Source organism: Azospirillum sp. UFLA03-27 (genome assembly GCF_059803775.1).
In genome coordinates, this window is the sequence record NZ_JAUQTX010000157.1 from 1 (window position 1) to 16,211 (window position 16,211).

At 68.4% G+C, this 16,211-nt stretch carries 17 protein-coding genes; 7 read left to right on the forward strand and 10 right to left on the reverse strand.

The genetic code is table 11. The features are described 5' to 3' along the window. The first annotated feature begins 25 nt into the window (after positions 1 to 25). The 5 genes from Q4I23_RS21225 to mazG all read left to right on the forward strand — a co-directional run bounded on the left by Q4I23_RS21225 (position 26) and on the right by mazG (position 2,842). Positions 26 to 154, forward strand: a complete 129-nt coding sequence (locus Q4I23_RS21225) for a hypothetical protein (RefSeq protein ID WP_498527516.1) — start codon at positions 26 to 28, stop codon at positions 152 to 154. Next, the gene (locus Q4I23_RS21230) at positions 151 to 963 is read left to right on the forward strand and encodes an inositol monophosphatase family protein (protein ID WP_498527517.1); all 813 of its coding nucleotides are present in this window, start codon (positions 151 to 153) and stop codon (positions 961 to 963) included. Before Q4I23_RS21225 ends, Q4I23_RS21230 begins: the two co-directional genes overlap by 4 nt. Before the next feature lie 133 nt (positions 964 to 1,096). After that, positions 1,097 to 1,363, forward strand: a complete 267-nt coding sequence (locus Q4I23_RS21235) for a hypothetical protein (protein WP_498527518.1) — start codon at positions 1,097 to 1,099, stop codon at positions 1,361 to 1,363. Positions 1,364 to 1,435: 72 nt separating this feature from the next. Then, positions 1,436 to 1,855: a hypothetical protein gene (locus tag Q4I23_RS21240; protein WP_454016696.1), complete on the forward strand. Its 420-nt coding sequence runs from the start codon at positions 1,436 to 1,438 to the stop codon at positions 1,853 to 1,855. A 177-nt stretch (positions 1,856 to 2,032) separates the two neighbouring features. Continuing rightward, on the forward strand, positions 2,033 to 2,842 hold the full coding sequence (gene mazG / locus Q4I23_RS21245) for a nucleoside triphosphate pyrophosphohydrolase (protein WP_498527519.1): 810 nt from the start codon (positions 2,033 to 2,035) through the stop codon (positions 2,840 to 2,842). 9 nt (positions 2,843 to 2,851) lie between these two features. Here the strand turns inward: mazG and Q4I23_RS21250 are convergent, their stop codons facing one another. Genes Q4I23_RS21250 through hyfB form a run of 6 tightly spaced genes read right to left on the reverse strand, consistent with a single transcriptional unit; the run spans position 2,852 to position 10,054 of the window. After that, positions 2,852 to 3,373 (reverse strand): NADH-quinone oxidoreductase subunit B family protein, encoded by a 522-nt coding sequence (locus Q4I23_RS21250; RefSeq protein ID WP_109069462.1) that lies wholly within the window; start codon positions 3,371 to 3,373, stop codon positions 2,852 to 2,854. A 12-nt stretch (positions 3,374 to 3,385) separates the two neighbouring features. Continuing rightward, positions 3,386 to 4,927, reverse strand: a complete 1,542-nt coding sequence (locus Q4I23_RS21255) for a hydrogenase large subunit (protein WP_498527520.1) — start codon at positions 4,925 to 4,927, stop codon at positions 3,386 to 3,388. A gap of 10 nt (positions 4,928 to 4,937) precedes the next feature. Next, positions 4,938 to 6,395 carry a hydrogenase 4 subunit F gene (locus Q4I23_RS21260; protein WP_498527521.1) on the reverse strand — a complete coding sequence of 486 codons (1,458 nt, stop codon included), beginning with the start codon at positions 6,393 to 6,395 and terminating at the stop codon, positions 4,938 to 4,940. Then, a complete protein-coding gene (locus tag Q4I23_RS21265; RefSeq protein ID WP_454016691.1) occupies positions 6,392 to 7,054 on the reverse strand; it encodes a hydrogenase-4 component E in 663 nt (220 codons plus the stop codon). The genes Q4I23_RS21260 and Q4I23_RS21265 overlap by 4 nt, the downstream gene beginning before the upstream one ends. A 1-nt stretch (position 7,055) precedes the next feature. Then, on the reverse strand, positions 7,056 to 8,012 hold the full coding sequence (locus Q4I23_RS21270; protein WP_454016690.1) for a respiratory chain complex I subunit 1 family protein: 957 nt from the start codon (positions 8,010 to 8,012) through the stop codon (positions 7,056 to 7,058). After that, entirely contained in the window at positions 8,009 to 10,054 is a 2,046-nt protein-coding gene (gene hyfB / locus Q4I23_RS21275; RefSeq protein ID WP_498527522.1) for a hydrogenase 4 subunit B, read from the reverse strand. Before hyfB ends, Q4I23_RS21270 begins: the two co-directional genes overlap by 4 nt. A 396-nt stretch (positions 10,055 to 10,450) precedes the next feature. Here hyfB and Q4I23_RS21280 point away from each other — a divergent pair, with 396 nt between their 5' ends. After that, positions 10,451 to 12,820, forward strand: a complete 2,370-nt coding sequence (locus tag Q4I23_RS21280; protein WP_454016688.1) for a Tex family protein — start codon at positions 10,451 to 10,453, stop codon at positions 12,818 to 12,820. Positions 12,821 to 12,927: 107 nt separating this feature from the next. After that, positions 12,928 to 14,037: a diguanylate cyclase domain-containing protein gene (locus tag Q4I23_RS21285; RefSeq protein WP_498527523.1), complete on the forward strand. Its 1,110-nt coding sequence runs from the start codon at positions 12,928 to 12,930 to the stop codon at positions 14,035 to 14,037. A gap of 13 nt (positions 14,038 to 14,050) precedes the next feature. Here Q4I23_RS21285 and Q4I23_RS21290 read toward each other — a convergent pair whose 3' ends face one another. From Q4I23_RS21290 to Q4I23_RS21305, 4 genes are all read right to left on the reverse strand, one after another. After that, positions 14,051 to 14,686 (reverse strand): LysE family translocator, encoded by a 636-nt coding sequence (locus Q4I23_RS21290; protein WP_498527524.1) that lies wholly within the window; start codon positions 14,684 to 14,686, stop codon positions 14,051 to 14,053. Between the two features lie 90 nt (positions 14,687 to 14,776). Continuing rightward, on the reverse strand, positions 14,777 to 15,097 hold the full coding sequence (locus tag Q4I23_RS21295; protein ID WP_137105182.1) for a hypothetical protein: 321 nt from the start codon (positions 15,095 to 15,097) through the stop codon (positions 14,777 to 14,779). A 39-nt stretch (positions 15,098 to 15,136) separates the two neighbouring features. Further along, on the reverse strand, positions 15,137 to 15,397 hold the full coding sequence (locus tag Q4I23_RS21300) for a hypothetical protein (RefSeq protein WP_014197074.1): 261 nt from the start codon (positions 15,395 to 15,397) through the stop codon (positions 15,137 to 15,139). Positions 15,398 to 15,487: 90 nt separating this feature from the next. Beyond that, positions 15,488 to 16,211, reverse strand: a 724-nt coding sequence (locus Q4I23_RS21305) for a hypothetical protein (protein ID WP_498527525.1), incomplete at its 5' end; no start/stop codon positions are given.

Genomic DNA, 16,211 nt, shown 5'->3' on the forward strand with positions numbered 1-16,211 from the left:
GTTATAGTCTCGTGGGCTCGGAGATGTGTATAAGAGACAGGCGTTGAAAGACAGTGGCCTGGACGGCAAAGTCATGCTGCCGGAACCGCCGAAGGATGGCGGAACGGTTCTGAGACTCGATCCCCGATCCAACAAAGCGGCACCGAAACCGTGACGAATTTTCCGATTCCTGACGTCGACCGCGTCTCCGCGATCATCCGCGAGGTCGCGGAGAGCGAGATACTTCCCTATTTCCGCGATCTGGCGAGCGCCGGCATCCGCGAGAAGACCGGGCCGGCCGATCTCGTGACCCTGGCCGACGAGGCGGGCGAACGCGCCCTGACGCCGCGCCTGCTGGACCTGCTTCCCGGCAGCACGGTGGTGGGGGAGGAGGCCGTCTCCGAGGACAAGTCCCTGCTCGACCGCATCCATGGCGACGCGCCGGTCTGGATCATCGACCCGATCGACGGCACGCTGAACTTCGCGAACGGGCGCCCGCTCTTCGCCGTGATCATCGCCTTGGCCTGCCGCGGCGAGACGCTGGCCGGCTGGATCTACGACCCGTGCGACGGGCGCATCGCCACGGCGGTGAAAGGGCAGGGCGCCTACCTGAACGGCAAGCGCGTCACGGTCGCCCCGGCGGTCCCCCTGACCGAGATGACCGGAGCCCTGTCGACGCGATTCTGCGCCGAGGATCTCGGACGCCAGTTGGATGAGCGCGGCCGCTCCCTGGGTCCCCGCGTCTGCCTGTCCAGCGCCGCGCAGGAGTATCTGCGCTTGCTCGACGGCCGGGCGCATTTCTCGATGTACCATCGCCTGATGCCGTGGGATCACGCGGCGGGCGTTCTGCTCCACGCGGAGGCCGGCGGCTACAGCGCGCTGTTCGACGGATCGCCCTATCGTCCGACCGTCCTCAACGGTGGGGTGATGCTGACCCCCGACCGTGCGAGTTGGGAGGCGATGCACCGGCATCTGTTCGGCTAAGGCGGGGGCGCACCGGACTACCGCACACGTCCTGCGGTGGGGACCGGATTCGGCGGGAACTCCGCGGGCACGGCGGCCTTATAGTGCCAGGATGCCGGAAACGGCTGCCGTGAGCCTTGCGGAGCGCCCGAACATGAAGGCCATTGCCCTGAAGCGCGTGCTGTTGGTGGCGTCATTGCTGGCGCCCGCGGCTTGCGCGGAGCGGATCGCCGATTGTCAGCGCGCTGGCGGGACGGCGCTGGACGCCGGTGCGGTGCGATGTTCCACAGACGCCGATACCGCGGATGTCGCTTTGGAGCATGAAGAGGTTCGCGCAATTGACGCCGAGCCGGTGCTCAGCGTGGCGCCGCCGCAGCGCCGGAAGGCGCGGCCCGTCACGCATGCGCATTCCATGGAGTGAAATGGCCCGCAGTCTCGCGGAACCCGCCATCGCCAACATGTGTTGGACCAACGCAACAACGGCGGGTGATCCATGCAAACGGCCAACATCCACGATCCCTTGAGCATCGAGAGCGTCTATCCACGAAGCGCCTTCGACAACGATGCGCGGCAGAACGCGCGGGACAAGGAGGCGGTGGAGCATGGCGTGATGATCCTGTCGATGCCGGACGCCGACGGGAATTTCTCGCTGAAGCCCTCCCAACGTCATGTCGGAGAGCCGGACACGACAACCCATTCGATTTTTCTGTCGCCGACGCTGGAAAGCTCTGAGTATGGAGCGCTCATTCCAAGCGACAGCGGCTATGACGGGGCGATTGAACCGTCGGAGGCTCCCAAGACCTCCGGCGATCCTTACCGGTCCTTCGTGGAATCGCTGATTCAGGCCGCCCGTGACGCGGATTTCCCACCGCCGCCGCCCGCCGAAAGCCTGAAGGGATTTCGCGGAGGCTGAAGCATCGAAAAATGGAGGGCGGCCAAACGCCCCCTCCTCACCTCTCCGACCATATTTTCCATAATCTCACTTATGTGATTTTAGTGGCTGACGGAGCCTGCCTTCTTTTCTCACGGCAATGGGTCGGATAAGGTCGCTGTCCCGTCCCCCCATCCCGCTGCCGAAGAAGACCTTCCCATGGCCCGCAACATCGACCGCCTGATCGACGTCATGGCCCGCCTGCGCGACCCCAACGGCGGATGCCCGTGGGATCTGGAGCAGACCTACGCCACCATTGCGCCGCACACGATCGAGGAAGCCTACGAGGTGGCCGACGCCATCGAGAAAGGCGACATGCCGGCGCTGCGCGAGGAGTTGGGCGACCTGCTCTTCCAGGTGGTCTATTACAGCCAGATGGCCCGCGAGGAGAATCTGTTCGACTTCGACGAGGTCGCCGGCGTCATCGCCGACAAGATGATCCGCCGCCACCCGCACGTCTTCGGCGCCGAAGAGGTCAAGGGCGCCGACATGCAGACCTCGCGCTGGGAGGATCACAAGGCCGCTGAACGCGCCGCCAAAGCCGCCGACGAAGGCCGCGCCCCGTCCGCCCTGGAAGGCGTCATCGCCGGCCTGCCCGCCCTCACCCGCGCCCTGAAGCTGCAGAATCGCGCCGCGCGCGTCGGCTTCGACTGGACCGACGCGCGGGACATCCTCGACAAGATCGAGGAGGAGATCCGCGAACTGCGGCATGAGATGGACAGCGGCTCCGCTCCGGACCGGGTGGCCGACGAACTGGGCGATCTGCTCTTCGCGCTGGTCAACCTCGCCCGCCGCCTGAAGGTCGAGCCGGAATCGGCGCTGCGCGGCACCAACGCCAAGTTCGAACGCCGTTTCCACCGCATCGAGGCGCTGCTGTCCGAGCAGGGCCGCACGCCCAAGGAGTCGACTCTGGACGAGATGGAGGTTTTCTGGCAGCAGGCCAAGCGCGAGGAACGCGGGGAGTCCTGAGAACCGCCGTCACTTCGCCGCGCTGGTCTCCAGCAAGGCCAGCAGACCGGCCAACAGATCGGTCGGCCGCGGCGGGCAGCCGGGAATGCGCAGGTCCACCGGCAGCACCTCCTCCACCGGGCCGACGCAGGCGTAGCCGCCGGCGAACAGCCCGCCGCTGACCGCGCAATCGCCGCAGGCCACCAGCCATTTCGGGCCAGGCGTGGCGTCCCAGGTGCGGACCAGCGCCTCGCGCATGTTGCGGGCGACCGGACCGGTGACCAGCAGGACGTCGGCGTGCCGCGGCGAGGCGACGAAGCGGATGCCGAAGCGTTCCAGATCGTAGATCGGGTTGTTCAGCGCGTGGATTTCCAGCTCGCAGCCGTTGCAGGACCCCGCATCGACCTCGCGGATCGACAGGCTGCGGCCCAGCCGGGCCTTGGCGGCCTTGTCCAGCTTTCCGGCCAGCTCCGCCAAGGCCGGATCGGCGGGTGCCGGAGCGGCCTCGGTGACCGGGCCGCCGGTCAGGGAGGTCAGGATGTGCTTCAGCATCGGCGGCCTCCTTTACAGGTCGTGTCCCGCGTAGGAACAGTTGAAGGACTTGTTGCACAGCGGAAAGTCGGCGACGATGTTGCCGCCGATGGCCGCCTCCAGCAACGGCCACTGGAACCAGGACGGGTCGCGCGGGTGGCAGCGGGTGACGGTGCCCTCCCCGTCCAGCCGCACCCAGGTTAGAATCTCGCCGCGGAAGGATTCGACCAAAGCCATGCCCTCCCCGCCCCTGCCGGCCTCCAGCGGGACCGACGGGTGGTCGAGGCCGCGCGAGATCGCCGGCAGGCGGGCGACGATCTGCTCGATCAGCGACAGGGACTGCTCCACCTCGCGGATGCGCACCCAGACGCGGGCGTTGACGTCGCCCTCGGTCAGCACCGGAACCTCGAGCTTCAGCTCGTCGTAGGGGGCGTAGCCGGGGCTGCGGCGGGCGTCCTGGTCGCGGCCGGAGGCCCGCCCGACAGGACCGCCGGCGCCGAAGCGGGTGACCAGCTCCGCGGACACGAACCCGGTGGTGACCGTGCGGTCCTGCAAGGACGCCTTGCCGTCATAGACGGCGACCAGCGGCGGAAAGCGTTTGCGCAGCTCCGCCACCAATTCCAGCAGCAGGCCGGCGCCACGCTCCGGCAGGTCGGTGGCGACGCCGCCGGGGATCACCCGGTCCATCATCAGCCGGTGCCCGAAGCAGGCGTCCGCCGTGCGCAGCACCCGCTCCCGCAACTGGCTGGTCTGGGCCAGCATGAAGGCGAAGGCGGCGTCGTTGCAGATGGCCCCGATGTCGCCCAAATGGTTGGCGATCCGCTCCAATTCGGCCATCAGGGCGCGCAGCCACACCGCCCGCGCCGGCACCTCGACGCCGAGCGCCGCCTCCACCGCGCGGGCGAAGGCGAGGCTGTGCGCCACCGTCGCGTCGCCGGAGATGCGGGCGGCCAGCCTCGCCGCCTCCGCCACCGGCCTGCCCTGCATCAGCCCTTCCACGCCACGGTGGACGTAACCGAGCCGCTCCTCCAGCCGGACGACGGTCTCGCCGTTGGCGGTGAAGCGGAAATGGCCGGGCTCGATGATGCCGGCGTGGACGGGACCGACCGGAATCTGGTGCAGCCCGTCGCCCTCCACCGGCAGGAAGGTGTAGGGGCCGGGATTGGGAACCGGGGCCGCCGGCTGCTCCGACAGGGGCCGTCGCACCCCCCAGGCATCGTGGTCCAGCCAGGGGCGCGGGTCGGTCGTGCGCTCCGCCACCAGGCCGTAGAGGTCGTGGGCGGCGCGCTCCAGCCGGTTGGCGGCGGGGCGCACGGCGCTCAGGCTCGGGAAACGGCCTTGCGGGCAGTCGAGGCTGACCACCGCGACGTCGCCGGAGAAATCCTCGCGGAAGGCGGCGTGGACCGCCTTGGACTCCCCCCACAGGCCGAGCAGGCTCCAGCCGTTGCCCGCCAGTTCCTCGATCAGGCGCAGCCAGCCGTCGCGACCCAGCCGATAGCGCGGCCAGGGCCGGTGTCCCTCGACCGGCGTGCCGATGCGGTTCAACAGGCCGAACAGCGGTTCTTCCCCGTACATGCCGCCTCCCCTACCCCAGCAGAGCCGCGACGGTCTGGAACCATGCGACCAGCGGCCCCGGCAACCAGACACCCGCCACCAGAACCAGCGCCAGATGCGCGTAGAGCGGAACCAGCGTTCCCTTCAGCGGCACCGTCGCCACCGGAACGCCGCTGCCCTCCACCGTACCGGGCGCGCCGAAGCACAGTTGCTGGACCCGCAGCACCAGCGCCCCGAAGGCGACCAGGATGCCCAGAACCAGCGGCAGGGCCAGCAGCGGTTCCCGCGCGAAGGTGCTGGTGACCAGCAGGAATTCGCTCATGAAGACGCCGAAGGGCGGCAGGCCGGCGATGGCCACCACCCCGGCCAGCAGGCCCCAGCCGAGCGCCGGATGGCTGACCGTCAGGCCGGAAATCCGCTCGATCCGCTGCGTGCCCGTCACCTGAACGGCGTGGCCGACCGCGTAGAAGATGGCCGATTTGGTCAGGCTGTGCATCGCCATGTGCAGCAGCCCCGCGAAGTTGGCGAGCGGCCCGCCCATGCCGAAGGCGAAGGTGATGATGCCCATATGCTCGATGGAGCTGTAGGCGAAAAAGCGCTTCACGTCGCGCCGCCGGTAGAGCATCAGCCCGGCCAGCAGCAGCGATGCCAGCCCCATGGCGATCATCAGCGGCCCCGGCGCGATGGCCTGCCCGTTCGCCGCCAGCAGCATCTTGAAGCGCAGCACGGCGTAGAGCGCCACGTTGAGCAGCAGCCCCGACAGCACGGCGGAGATCGGCGTCGGCCCCTCCGCGTGGGCGTCGGGCAGCCAGGCGTGCAGCGGCGCCAGCCCGACCTTGGTGCCGTAGCCGATCAGAAGGAAGACGAAGGCGAGATTGAGGATCGCCGGGCTGATCTTGGCGACGTGACCCATCAGTTCTGTCCAGGTCATCGCCGCCATGCCCGGCCCCATCACCGGCTGGGCGGCCATGTACATCAGGATGGTGCCGAACAGGGCGAGCGCGATGCCGACGCCGCACAGGATGAAGTACTTCCACGCCGCCTCGATGCTGGCGGCGGTGCGGTACAGGCTGACCATCAGGACAGTGGTCAGCGTCGCCCCCTCCACCGCCACCCACATGACGCCCAGGTTGTTGGCCGACAGTGCCAGCAGCATGGTGAACATGAAGGCTTGATACATGGCGTGGTAGAAGCGCAGCTTGCGCTCGTCCAGCTTTCCCACCGCGATCTCGTGGGCGATGTAGCCGGCGGAAAAGACGCTGGTGGTCAGGCCGACGAAGGCGGTCAGAGCGATCAGGTAGATGTTGAAGGCGTCGACCACGAACAGCGCCCCGCTCGACGGCTCCAGCCCGAACAGGACCAGAGACGCCAGCAGCGTGACGGCGGAGAAGCCGATGTTCAGCCGTGCGCCCAGCCGGTGGCCAGGAACCAGGGCGAGGACGGCGGCGCCGATCAGCGGGGTGGCGACGATGACGGCGACGGCGCTCAATCGCTTTCCCCCCGGAAGCTCTCGATCTTCTGCATGTCGAGCGTGTCGAAGCGCTCGCGGATGTGGAACAGGAAGATGCCGAAGATGATGAAGGCCACCATAACGGAGAAGGCCACCGACATCTCGACCACCAGCGGCATGCCGGCGACCCCGACCGCCGCCAGGATCAGCCCGTTCTCGATCGACATGAAGCCGACCACTTGGCTGACCGCGTTGCGCCGGGAGATCATCATCAGCAGGCCGAGCAGGACGACCGACAGCGACAGCGCCAGATTCTCGCGGGTCAGGGCGGTGGCGTCGGCGGTCACCGGCAGAACCAGCAGGATCGACAGCGTGACCAGGGACACGCCCGCCACCATGGTCAGCCCGATCCCCAGCGCCGGCTCGATGGTGCGGTGGATCTTCATCTTCACGACGATGCGGTGCAGCGCCACCGGGATCAGGATGGCCTTGAGGACCAGCGTCAGCAGGGCGGTGATGTAGAGGTGCGGCTCCCCGTGGGAATAGGCCTGCCACGCCGCCGTCGCGGTCAGGGCGAGCGCCTGCATGGTGAAGACGTTGAGCAGGGAGAACAGCCGCCGCTGATAGAGCAGAGCGAAGCTCATCAGCAGGACGACAGCCCCCAGCATGTGCGCGGCGTCATAAGCCAGGTCGCTCACCTCACACCCCCCGCGACACGTAGAGGAAGATCGCGCCGAGCAGGCTCAGCAGCAGAGCGCCGCCGAGGAATTCGCCGACCCGGAAGACGCGCATCTTGGCGATGGAGGTCTCGAACAGCGCCAGCAGCGTTCCACCGACAGCCAACTTCGCCACGAAGACCAGCATCCCCCCCAGTGCCGCGGCCATGCCGGACCCGGCGGTCGCCATGCCCCAGGGCGCGAAGACGCAGGCAATCAGCGCCATGTAGAGCAGCAGCTTGAGCATGCTCGCCGCCTCGACCAAGGCGAGATGGCGGCCGGAATATTCCAGCACCATGGCTTCGTGCACCATGGTCAGTTCCAGATGCGTGGCCGGGTTGTCGATGGGGATGCGCGCGTTCTCGGCGATCGCCACCATGACCAGCGCGATCAGCGCAAGCGCCAGCGAGATTCGCAGCCCGACCGCGCCGGACAACATGAAATCGGCGATCTCGGCGAGCGAGGTGCTGCGGACCAGGATCGCCACCGAGAAGACGATCATCAGCATCGCCGGCTCCGCAAGCGCCGCGATCATCATCTCGCGCGACGAGCCGATGCCGCCGAAGCTCGTCCCCGTGTCCATCCCGGCGAGCGCCAGGAAGAAGCGGGCGGAGCCGAGCAAGGCGATCAGCGCAATCAGGTCCGCGGTCGGGGCGAGCGCCAGTTGCGTGGTGAAGACCGGCACCAGCCCCGCCGCCAGCCAGATCGCCGTGAACATCATGTAGGGCACGGAGCGGAACAGCCAGGACGCGTTGCGAGCCAGCACCACCTCCTTGCGCAGAAGCCGCAGCAGGTCGCGGTAGGGCTGGAGCACGGACGGCCCCCGTCGCCCGACCAGCCGCGCCTTCACCAGCCGCACCCAGCCGGTCAGCAGCGGCGCCAGGGCCAGCACCAGCAGCATCTGCAGGATCTGATAGAGGGTGGCAAGCAGCAGCGTCATCGTTGCGTCACCGCCACCATCACCAGCAGCACGACCAGCGCCAGGAACATCAGGGTCAGGTAGCGGCGGATGGTCAGGAACTGCAACCGGTTGGCCTTCTCGGCCAGCCAGCCCACCGTGCGGGACAGCGGCTCGACCACCACGACCCAGGCCGGATCGGTCCAGGTCACCGACAGGCGGGCGGGGCGCGTGTCGCCCGGTGCCGGCATGTCCACATGATCGCGGGCGCGGAACACCGTGCTGCCGAAGGCGCGGCGGATCGGCTGGCCGAAGCTGGAGGCCGTGTATTGGGTGACCGCCGCCGGGTCCGGCCCGTCGAAGCCGCAGCCCCAGGGAATCGACCAGCGCACCCGGTCGCTCGCCTTGCGGTGGATGCCCAGCACCAGCACGACCGACAGCAGCGCGATCACCACCAGCATGATCAGGCCGTTGTACGAGTTGCCGATGGCCGAGGTCGGGGCCAGCCAGAACCAGGGCTGGTAGGCGCGCCCGTCGAACGGCCCGGCCTCCACCAGCAGGCGCAGCGCCGGCTCGAACAGGCGGAGCAGCGGGGTCGGCAGGACGCCGAGAACCACGCACAACACCGCCGGCACCGCCATGCCCAGCCGCATCGCCCGCCCGACCTCCACCGCCTCGCCCGCGGCGCGCGACCGCGGCCGTCCCAGGAAGGCGATGCCGTAGAGCCGCACGAAGCAGGCGCCGGCGAGCGCGGTGGCAAGCGCCAGGGCGGCGCCGACCACGGCGATCTCGATCTTCAGCGACCATTCCGACAAAGCCGGGGCGTTCAGGATGGCCTGGAACAGCAGCCATTCCCCGACGAAGCCGTTCAGCGGCGGCAGCGCCGAGATCGCCGCGGCGCCGATCAGGGCGAGGACGGCGGTGGTCGGCATCCGATGGATCAGCCCGCCCAGCCGGTTGAGGTCGCGCGACCCCGTGGCGGTCAGCATGGCGCCCGCCGCGAAGAACAGCAGGCTCTTGAACAGGGAATGGTTGACGACATGGAGCAGCGCTGCCGCCAGGGCCAGCGCCGCGATCACCGGCGTGTGGGCGGCCTTGAAGACCAGCGCCAGCCCCAGCGCGATGACGATGGCCCCGATGTTCTCCACCGTCGAATAAGCGAGCAACCGCTTCACGTCGTCCTGCATCAGCGCGTAGAGCACACCCATTACGGCGGTCAGCGCGCCGAATCCCATGGTCACGCCGCCCCACCACCACTCCGGCTCGCCCAGCAGGTCGAACAGCACGCGGATCATCGCGTAGACGGCAACCTTGGTCATCACGCCGGACATCAGGGCCGAAACGTGGCTGGGTGCCGCCGGATGGGCCAGCGGCAGCCAGACATGCAGCGGCACCAGCCCGGCCTTCGACCCTGCCCCCAGCAGGATCAGCACCACGACCAGCGCCGCAGCCCCCGCCGCCGGCGCGTGGGCGCGCATGGCGGCGAAGCTGTAGTCGCCGTGCGCCGTCGCCAGGACCCCGAAGGCCAGCAGCAGGCAGGTCGTCCCGAAGCTCGCCATGACGATGTAGAGGCGCGCGGCCTTGGGCGTGTCCGGCTCCCGATGGGTGGACAGCACGAGCAGCCAGGAGGCCAGCGACATGAACTCCCAGGACAGCAGGAAGGTGAAGGCGTCGGCGGCGATCAGCACCATGTTCATGCCCGCCAGGAACAGCGGGTAGAGCGGCAAGACCGGGCCATCCTGAGAGCCGCCCTGGGAAGAGCCGTGGGAGGCGTGGTGCGCCCGCTCGTACCCCCAGCCGAACAGGCTGGCGGTGATGCCGCCCAGATTGACGACGATCAGGAAGACCGCGGACAGCGCGTCGGTGCGCAGATGGGCCTGGATCCAGGGCAGCCCGACCGGCAGCACCAGCGCCGCGTCCGGCCCGCCCCCGGCCAGCCGGAGCGCCGCCCACAGCGCGATCAGCGCGCAGGCCGCCGCCGTTCCGCCATAGACCACCGCGGACGCCTGCGGCAGCCGCTTCGCCGCGGCGCCGACGACAGCCACCGCGAACAGGAAGGCGATTGCCGAAACGACCAGTCCCAAGGCAGCGAATCCGTTTGGATTAGACCCACAATCAGTAAGGATGTTTCTCCCGATGAACGCAAGGGGAAAAACTCTGTCGCATTCATCTCGCGGATGCGCGTGCTTTGGGCGCCACGCGCACAGAAAAAAGGCGGCTCCCCAATTCGGGAGCCGCCGGAGTCTGTTCGGGAGGAAACGCAACCAAGTTGCAGGGGAAGATATGCGCCCGTTAAGGTTAACGACGCGTGAATCGTGCGAGGTTTTTCTTTAACTATACTTTTTCGCAAGAATCGGACTCCGGATTCGCGCGTCCACTCCGGACCGGTCTCCCGGGCCTCTCCCAGATCGGTACTGGCCGGGAAGGCCCCCTTCGCGCTATAGGAGGCACCCTTCCCTTTCACCAGTCACCGGTCCTCCATGCCGTCCACGTCCATCAGCCAACGCATCGCCGACGAGCTTTCGGTCCGTGAATCCCAGGTCGCCTCGGCCGTCAAGCTGCTCGACGAAGGATCGACCGTTCCCTTCATCGCCCGTTACCGCAAGGAAGCCACGGGCGGGCTCGACGACACGCAGTTGCGCACGCTGGAGGAACGGCTGTCCTACCTGCGCGAGCTTGAAGATCGGCGCGCGGCGATCCTGTCCTCCGTCCGCGAGCAGGACAAGCTGACGCCGGAGCTGGAGCTGCAGATCCGTCAGGCCGACACCAAGACGCGCCTGGAAGACCTCTACCTGCCCTACAAGCCAAAGCGCCGCACCAAGGCGCAGATCGCCCGCGAGGCGGGGCTGGAGCCGCTGGCCGACCGTTTGCTCGCCGATCCGTCACTCCAGCCGGACGCCGAGGCCGCCAGCTTCGTCAGCGCCGAAAAGGGGGTGGCCGACGTCAAGGCGGCGCTGGACGGCGCCCGCCATATCCTGGTTGAGCGTTTCGGCGAGGACGCCGAACTGGTCGGCCGGTTGCGCGCTACCATGGCCGACAAGGGCGTGGTGACCTCCAAGGTGATCGAGGAGAAGCGGGCCGAAGGCGCCAAGTTCTCCGATTACTTCGAGTTCGACGAGCCATGGGCGAGGGTGCCTTCGCACCGCGCGCTGGCGCTGTTCCGCGGCCGGACCCAGGGCGTGCTGGACATCCGTCTGGACCTGCCGGTCGAAGAGGGACAGCCCCACCCGGCGGAGCGCACCATCGCCGCCCACACCGGCATCCGCGACCAGGGCCGGCCGGCCGACAAGTGGCTGTCCGACGTGGTGCGCTGGACCTGGAAGCTGAAAATCGGCCCGCATGTCGAGACCGACCTGATGGGCGACCTGCGCGAGCGCGCCGAGGACGAGGCGATCCGCGTCTTTGCCCGCAACCTGCACGACCTGCTGCTGGCCGCCCCGGCCGGCCCGCGCACGACCATCGGCCTTGACCCCGGCATCCGCACCGGCGTGAAGGTCGCCGTGGTCGACGCCACGGGCAAGCTGGTCGACACCGCCACCGTCTACCCGCACCAGCCGAGGAACGACTGGGACGGCGCCATCGCCGCCATCGCCGCCCTGGCGGTGCGCCACAAGGCCGAGCTGATCTCCATCGGCAACGGCACGGCGAGCCGCGAGACCGACAAGCTGGTCGCCGACCTGTTCAAGCGCCACCCGGAGCTGAAGCTGACCAAGCTGGTGGTCAGCGAGGCCGGCGCGTCGGTCTATTCCGCCTCCGAGACCGCGGCGGCGGAGTTTCCGAAGCTGGACGTCAGCCTGCGCGGCGCCGTCTCCATCGCCCGCCGCCTTCAGGACCCGCTGGCCGAGCTGGTAAAGATCGAGCCGAAGTCCATCGGCGTCGGCCAGTACCAGCACGACGTGTCCGGCGGCAAGCTCGCCCGCTCGCTCGACGCGGTGGTGGAGGATTGCGTGAACGCGGTCGGCGTCGACCTGAACACGGCGTCCGTTCCGCTGCTGACCCGCGTGTCCGGCCTGAACGAGACCATCGCCCGCAATATCGTGGAGCACCGCGACCGCAACGGCGCCTTCCGCTCGCGCAAGCAACTGCTCGACGTGGCGCGCCTCGGCCCGAAGACCTTCGAGCAGGCCGCCGGCTTCCTGCGCATCCGCGAGGGTGACAACCCGCTGGACACCTCCGCCGTCCACCCCGAAGCCTACCCGCTGGTCGAGCGCATTCTGAAGAAGACCGGCAAGGATCTCGGCAGCGTCATCGGCGACGCCCGCTTCCTGCGCGGGCTGAACGCCGAGGATTTCACCGACGAGCGGTTCGGCGTGCCGACCATTGAGGACATCCTGAAGGAACTTGAGAAGCCGGGCCGCGACCCGCGCCCGGAATTCAAGACCGCCACCTTCCAGGAGGGCGTCGAGGAGCTGAAGGACCTTCAGACCGGCATGGTTCTGGAAGGTGTGGTGACCAACGTCACCGCCTTCGGCGCCTTCGTAGACATCGGCGTGCACCAGGACGGGCTGGTCCACATCTCGCAGCTGTCCACCAGCTTCGTGAAGGACCCGCACACCGTCGTGAAGGCCGGCGACATCGTGAAGGTCAAGGTGATGGAGGTCGACATCCCGCGCAAGCGCATCGGCCTGACCATGCGCCTGACCGACGCTGCCCCGCGCCCGGAGCGGGGCCAGGGCCGGGAAGACCGTCCGCGGGGCGACGACAAGCGCCGGGACGACCGCCGCGGCCCGCCGCCCGGCAAGGGCGGCTCCGCTCCGAAGCCGGCCCCCAAACCGGCGAAAGCGCCCGAGCCCATCAACAATGCCTTCGCCGAAGCCTTCGCGCGGGCACAGGCCGGAAAGAAGCGGTAAGGCTCAGCAAGCGTGTGGGCGGGTGCCGGACACAGTCCGGTACTCTCCCCATGGACGGTTCGTGCACCAAAGGCTAGTGTGCACCGACGCCAACCGCAAAGGCGCCCATGTTCTCTTCGGCAACCCGAATCGTCGGACTGTACGCGGTCCTCGCCACCGCCTGGGTGGTGGGGTCCGACCGCCTTTTGGACGCTGCCGGTCTGGGCGAGGTGGTGCTGATCCAGAACGTCAAGGGCACCGCCTTCGTCCTGTTCACCGCCCTGGCGCTGTGGGGTTTCCTGCGCCAGGAGTTCCAGCGCCGCACCCGGTCGGAGGACGCCTTACGCTCCACGCTGGAGCGGCTGGCCCAGTCGGAGGCCGATCTCCGCTCGGTCATCGAAAAGCTGCCGGACGCCTTTTTCCGCACGGATCTCGACGGTCGGGTCAGCATGGCCTCCCCCCAGTTCGCGCGGGAGTTCGGCCTGACTCCGGAGACGGTGATCGGCACCCGCATCGCCGACCATTACGTGGAAGAGGACGGGCGCGCCAAGTTCCTGGCGGCGTTGGAGGGGGCGGGCGGCGAGGTCCGCGACCACCGCATGCCGATGCGGCGGCAGGACGGCACCACCTTCTGGATTTCCGCCAACGCCTACATCCGCCGCGATCCGGCCGGGCGTCCCATCGGGGTGGAAGGGATTGCCCGCAACACCACCGCCCAGCACCATCTGGAGGAGCGGCTGCGCTATCTGGCCGGGCACGACGCGCTGACGGGCTTGTGCAACCGCATCCGCTTCGAGGACCGGCTGGAGCACGCCATCGCCCGTGCCAAGCGCGAGGACAAGAGCTTCGCCCTGCTCTTCCTCGACCTTGACGGGTTCAAGGAGGTCAACGACACCCACGGTCACCAGAAGGGCGACGAGGTGTTGGTAACCACCGCCCAGCGCCTGTCCGGCGCACTGCGCAACAGCGACACCACCGCCCGCATCGGCGGCGACGAATTCGCCGTGCTGCTGGAAGGGGACATCTCCGTCGAGAACGCCCGGGCCGTGGCGGAAAAAGTCATCGACTCCATCGACCGGCCCCTGCCCGGCCTTGACCTGTCGGTGTCGGCCAGCGTGGGCATGGCCTTCTATCCGTCGGACGGCGCCGACGCCGGTGTTCTCCTGCGCTGCGCCGATCAGGCCATGTACCGTGCCAAGCGCCTGGGCAAGAACCGGCTGGAACTGGGCACCGCCTGAGCAACGGCGAGCGTCAGGACGGCTTCGCCGCCTCCATCACCAACCGAATGCCCAGTGCACCGATAACAGAGGCCGCCAGCCGGTCGATCCATGCCTTGGACCGCAGATAGGCGGCGCGGGGGCGGCCGGAGGAGAAAGCCACGGCGACGATGGCGTACCAGCCCGTCTCGACCAAAAACACCGCGGGCGGCAGGGCCAGCAGAACCCAGGCCGGCGGCGAAGCCGGCAGAAGGGCCGCGAAGATGCTGGCGTAGACGATGGCGGTCTTCGGGTTGCTGATCTGCGTCGCCAGCCCGATTCCGAAGGAGTGCAAGGTGCTGTGGGAACTGGCGGCCCCATCCGGAACGCGGACAGGCTCCGCCGCCCCTCGCCAGATCCGCACCGCCAGATGAACGAGGTAAAGGCCGCCTGCGACTTTCAGGATCAGATAGAGCCACCCGACCTGGATCAGCAGGGCGTGCAGACCGAGGAGGGCCAAGGTGGCGAAGACCACGCCGCCGGCCCCCATGCCGACGGCGGCGGCAACACCGGCGCCACGCGACACGGCGATGGAGGTGCGTGCCACCAGGACGAAGCTGGGGCCAGGGCTGATGGCGCCGATGCCCAAGGCGCCGAGAACGCTCAAAAGGGCAAGAACGGACCCATCCATGGCTGCGGCTCCGCTGTTCGGAAAAGCCGCAGTTTATGGATGGCGACCGGGCTCATCAGCCGACAAAATGATCGCAGGCGCCCTGCCCGCTCACTCCGCGGCCATCAGAAAGCTCGTACCGTGGTGGGCGCGCGGGGGCATGTCGGGGAGGCCGATCGTCCGCCCGACCTCCTCGGTCGTCGGCTGGCGCCGGTAGGTCTCCACATAGCGGTCGAGCGCGGCGAGGCACTCGGCGATCGAACCGGAACCGACCGCCCGGCAATCCTCGAAGGCGTGCGGGTCGGGGCGGAACCAGTGGGTGATGTAGCCGTCCTCGGTCCCGTTCAGGGTCAGGGTCAGGGCGAAGCGTCCTTCATGCCCGATGCGGGCGTGGGCCGCGCGCAGCCGGGACTGGACCTCTTCGATGGTCATGGCGCGTGCATCCTTCTTAAACATCAGGCGGCCTTTCGATCACGCGGCGTTGCGGAGCAGCCGGTCTTCCAGGCTGCGCGCCCATTCGGCGTCGCGGGCCAGCGATTCGACCAGCAGGCGGGCCGGGCCGGCGGAGTCCGCCGGGGTGTCGGGGCGGAGCAGCCCGGCCAGCCGCAGAGCCAGCGATTCCGCCTCCGCCTCGACCCAGCGGGCATACTGCTTGCGGCGTTCCGCCTCGTTCCAGTACCAGCGCGGAAGCTGGGGGTAGCTGCGCTCCATCTCGCCTTCCCAGGCGCTCATGCGGAACAAACCGCTTGGGGAACGTTCAGTGGTGCTGCTTGCGGGTGTCATACAGGGCTTCTCCCTTCCACGCCGCAGGAGTGGCGTGGCTCAGGCGGCCTCCAGATCGCCGCCCTCGTCGTCGTCTTGCTTCAGGATTTCCGCCTTCTTCTGGGCGAACAGGCTGGTGATGCGGTGCTGGGCCGTGCGGTCCACCGTGCCAATCTCGCGCAGGCGGGTGCCGGCGCCTGTGCGCCACAGCTCCTCCAGGTCGTCCAGGTCCAGACAGGCGCCGAGCCGCTTGCGGATCTCCTCCTCGAAGGCGGCGATGGCGGCCGGCTGCAGGTCCGGGTTGGACTTGGCGGCGTAGAATGCCTCGGCCTCCTCCCGGTACTTGCTGTCGTCGAACTGGCCCATATGGACGTCGGCGGCGAGGCCGAGCTGGACCAGGCATTTGCCCACCGCGTCGGTCATCGACATCTTGAAGCACTCGTCGTCGGGCGCCTCAATGCCGTTGCGGCGGCGGACCATCTCCGTGCCGCCCCACTGCGGCCCGGTCCAGCATTTCTCCCCCGTCTCCGGGTCGAGGTACCAGACGCGGGCGCAGATGAAGATCATGCGCTCGGCGATGGTCCAATCCATCTGCTCATAGCCCCAGCCTTTGCCGACCGGGCCAAACACCTCGGTCATCATCATCAGGCGCCAGGTCGGGTCGATCTGTGTGCCGCGGAAGCCGCCGGAGCGGGTGAATGGCTTGGTCGCCTTCGGGTCGGTCCGCTTCAGCCGGTTCCACAAATGCATGGGGTCCGGGGCGGCGGGGCCCACGGTGGCGGTC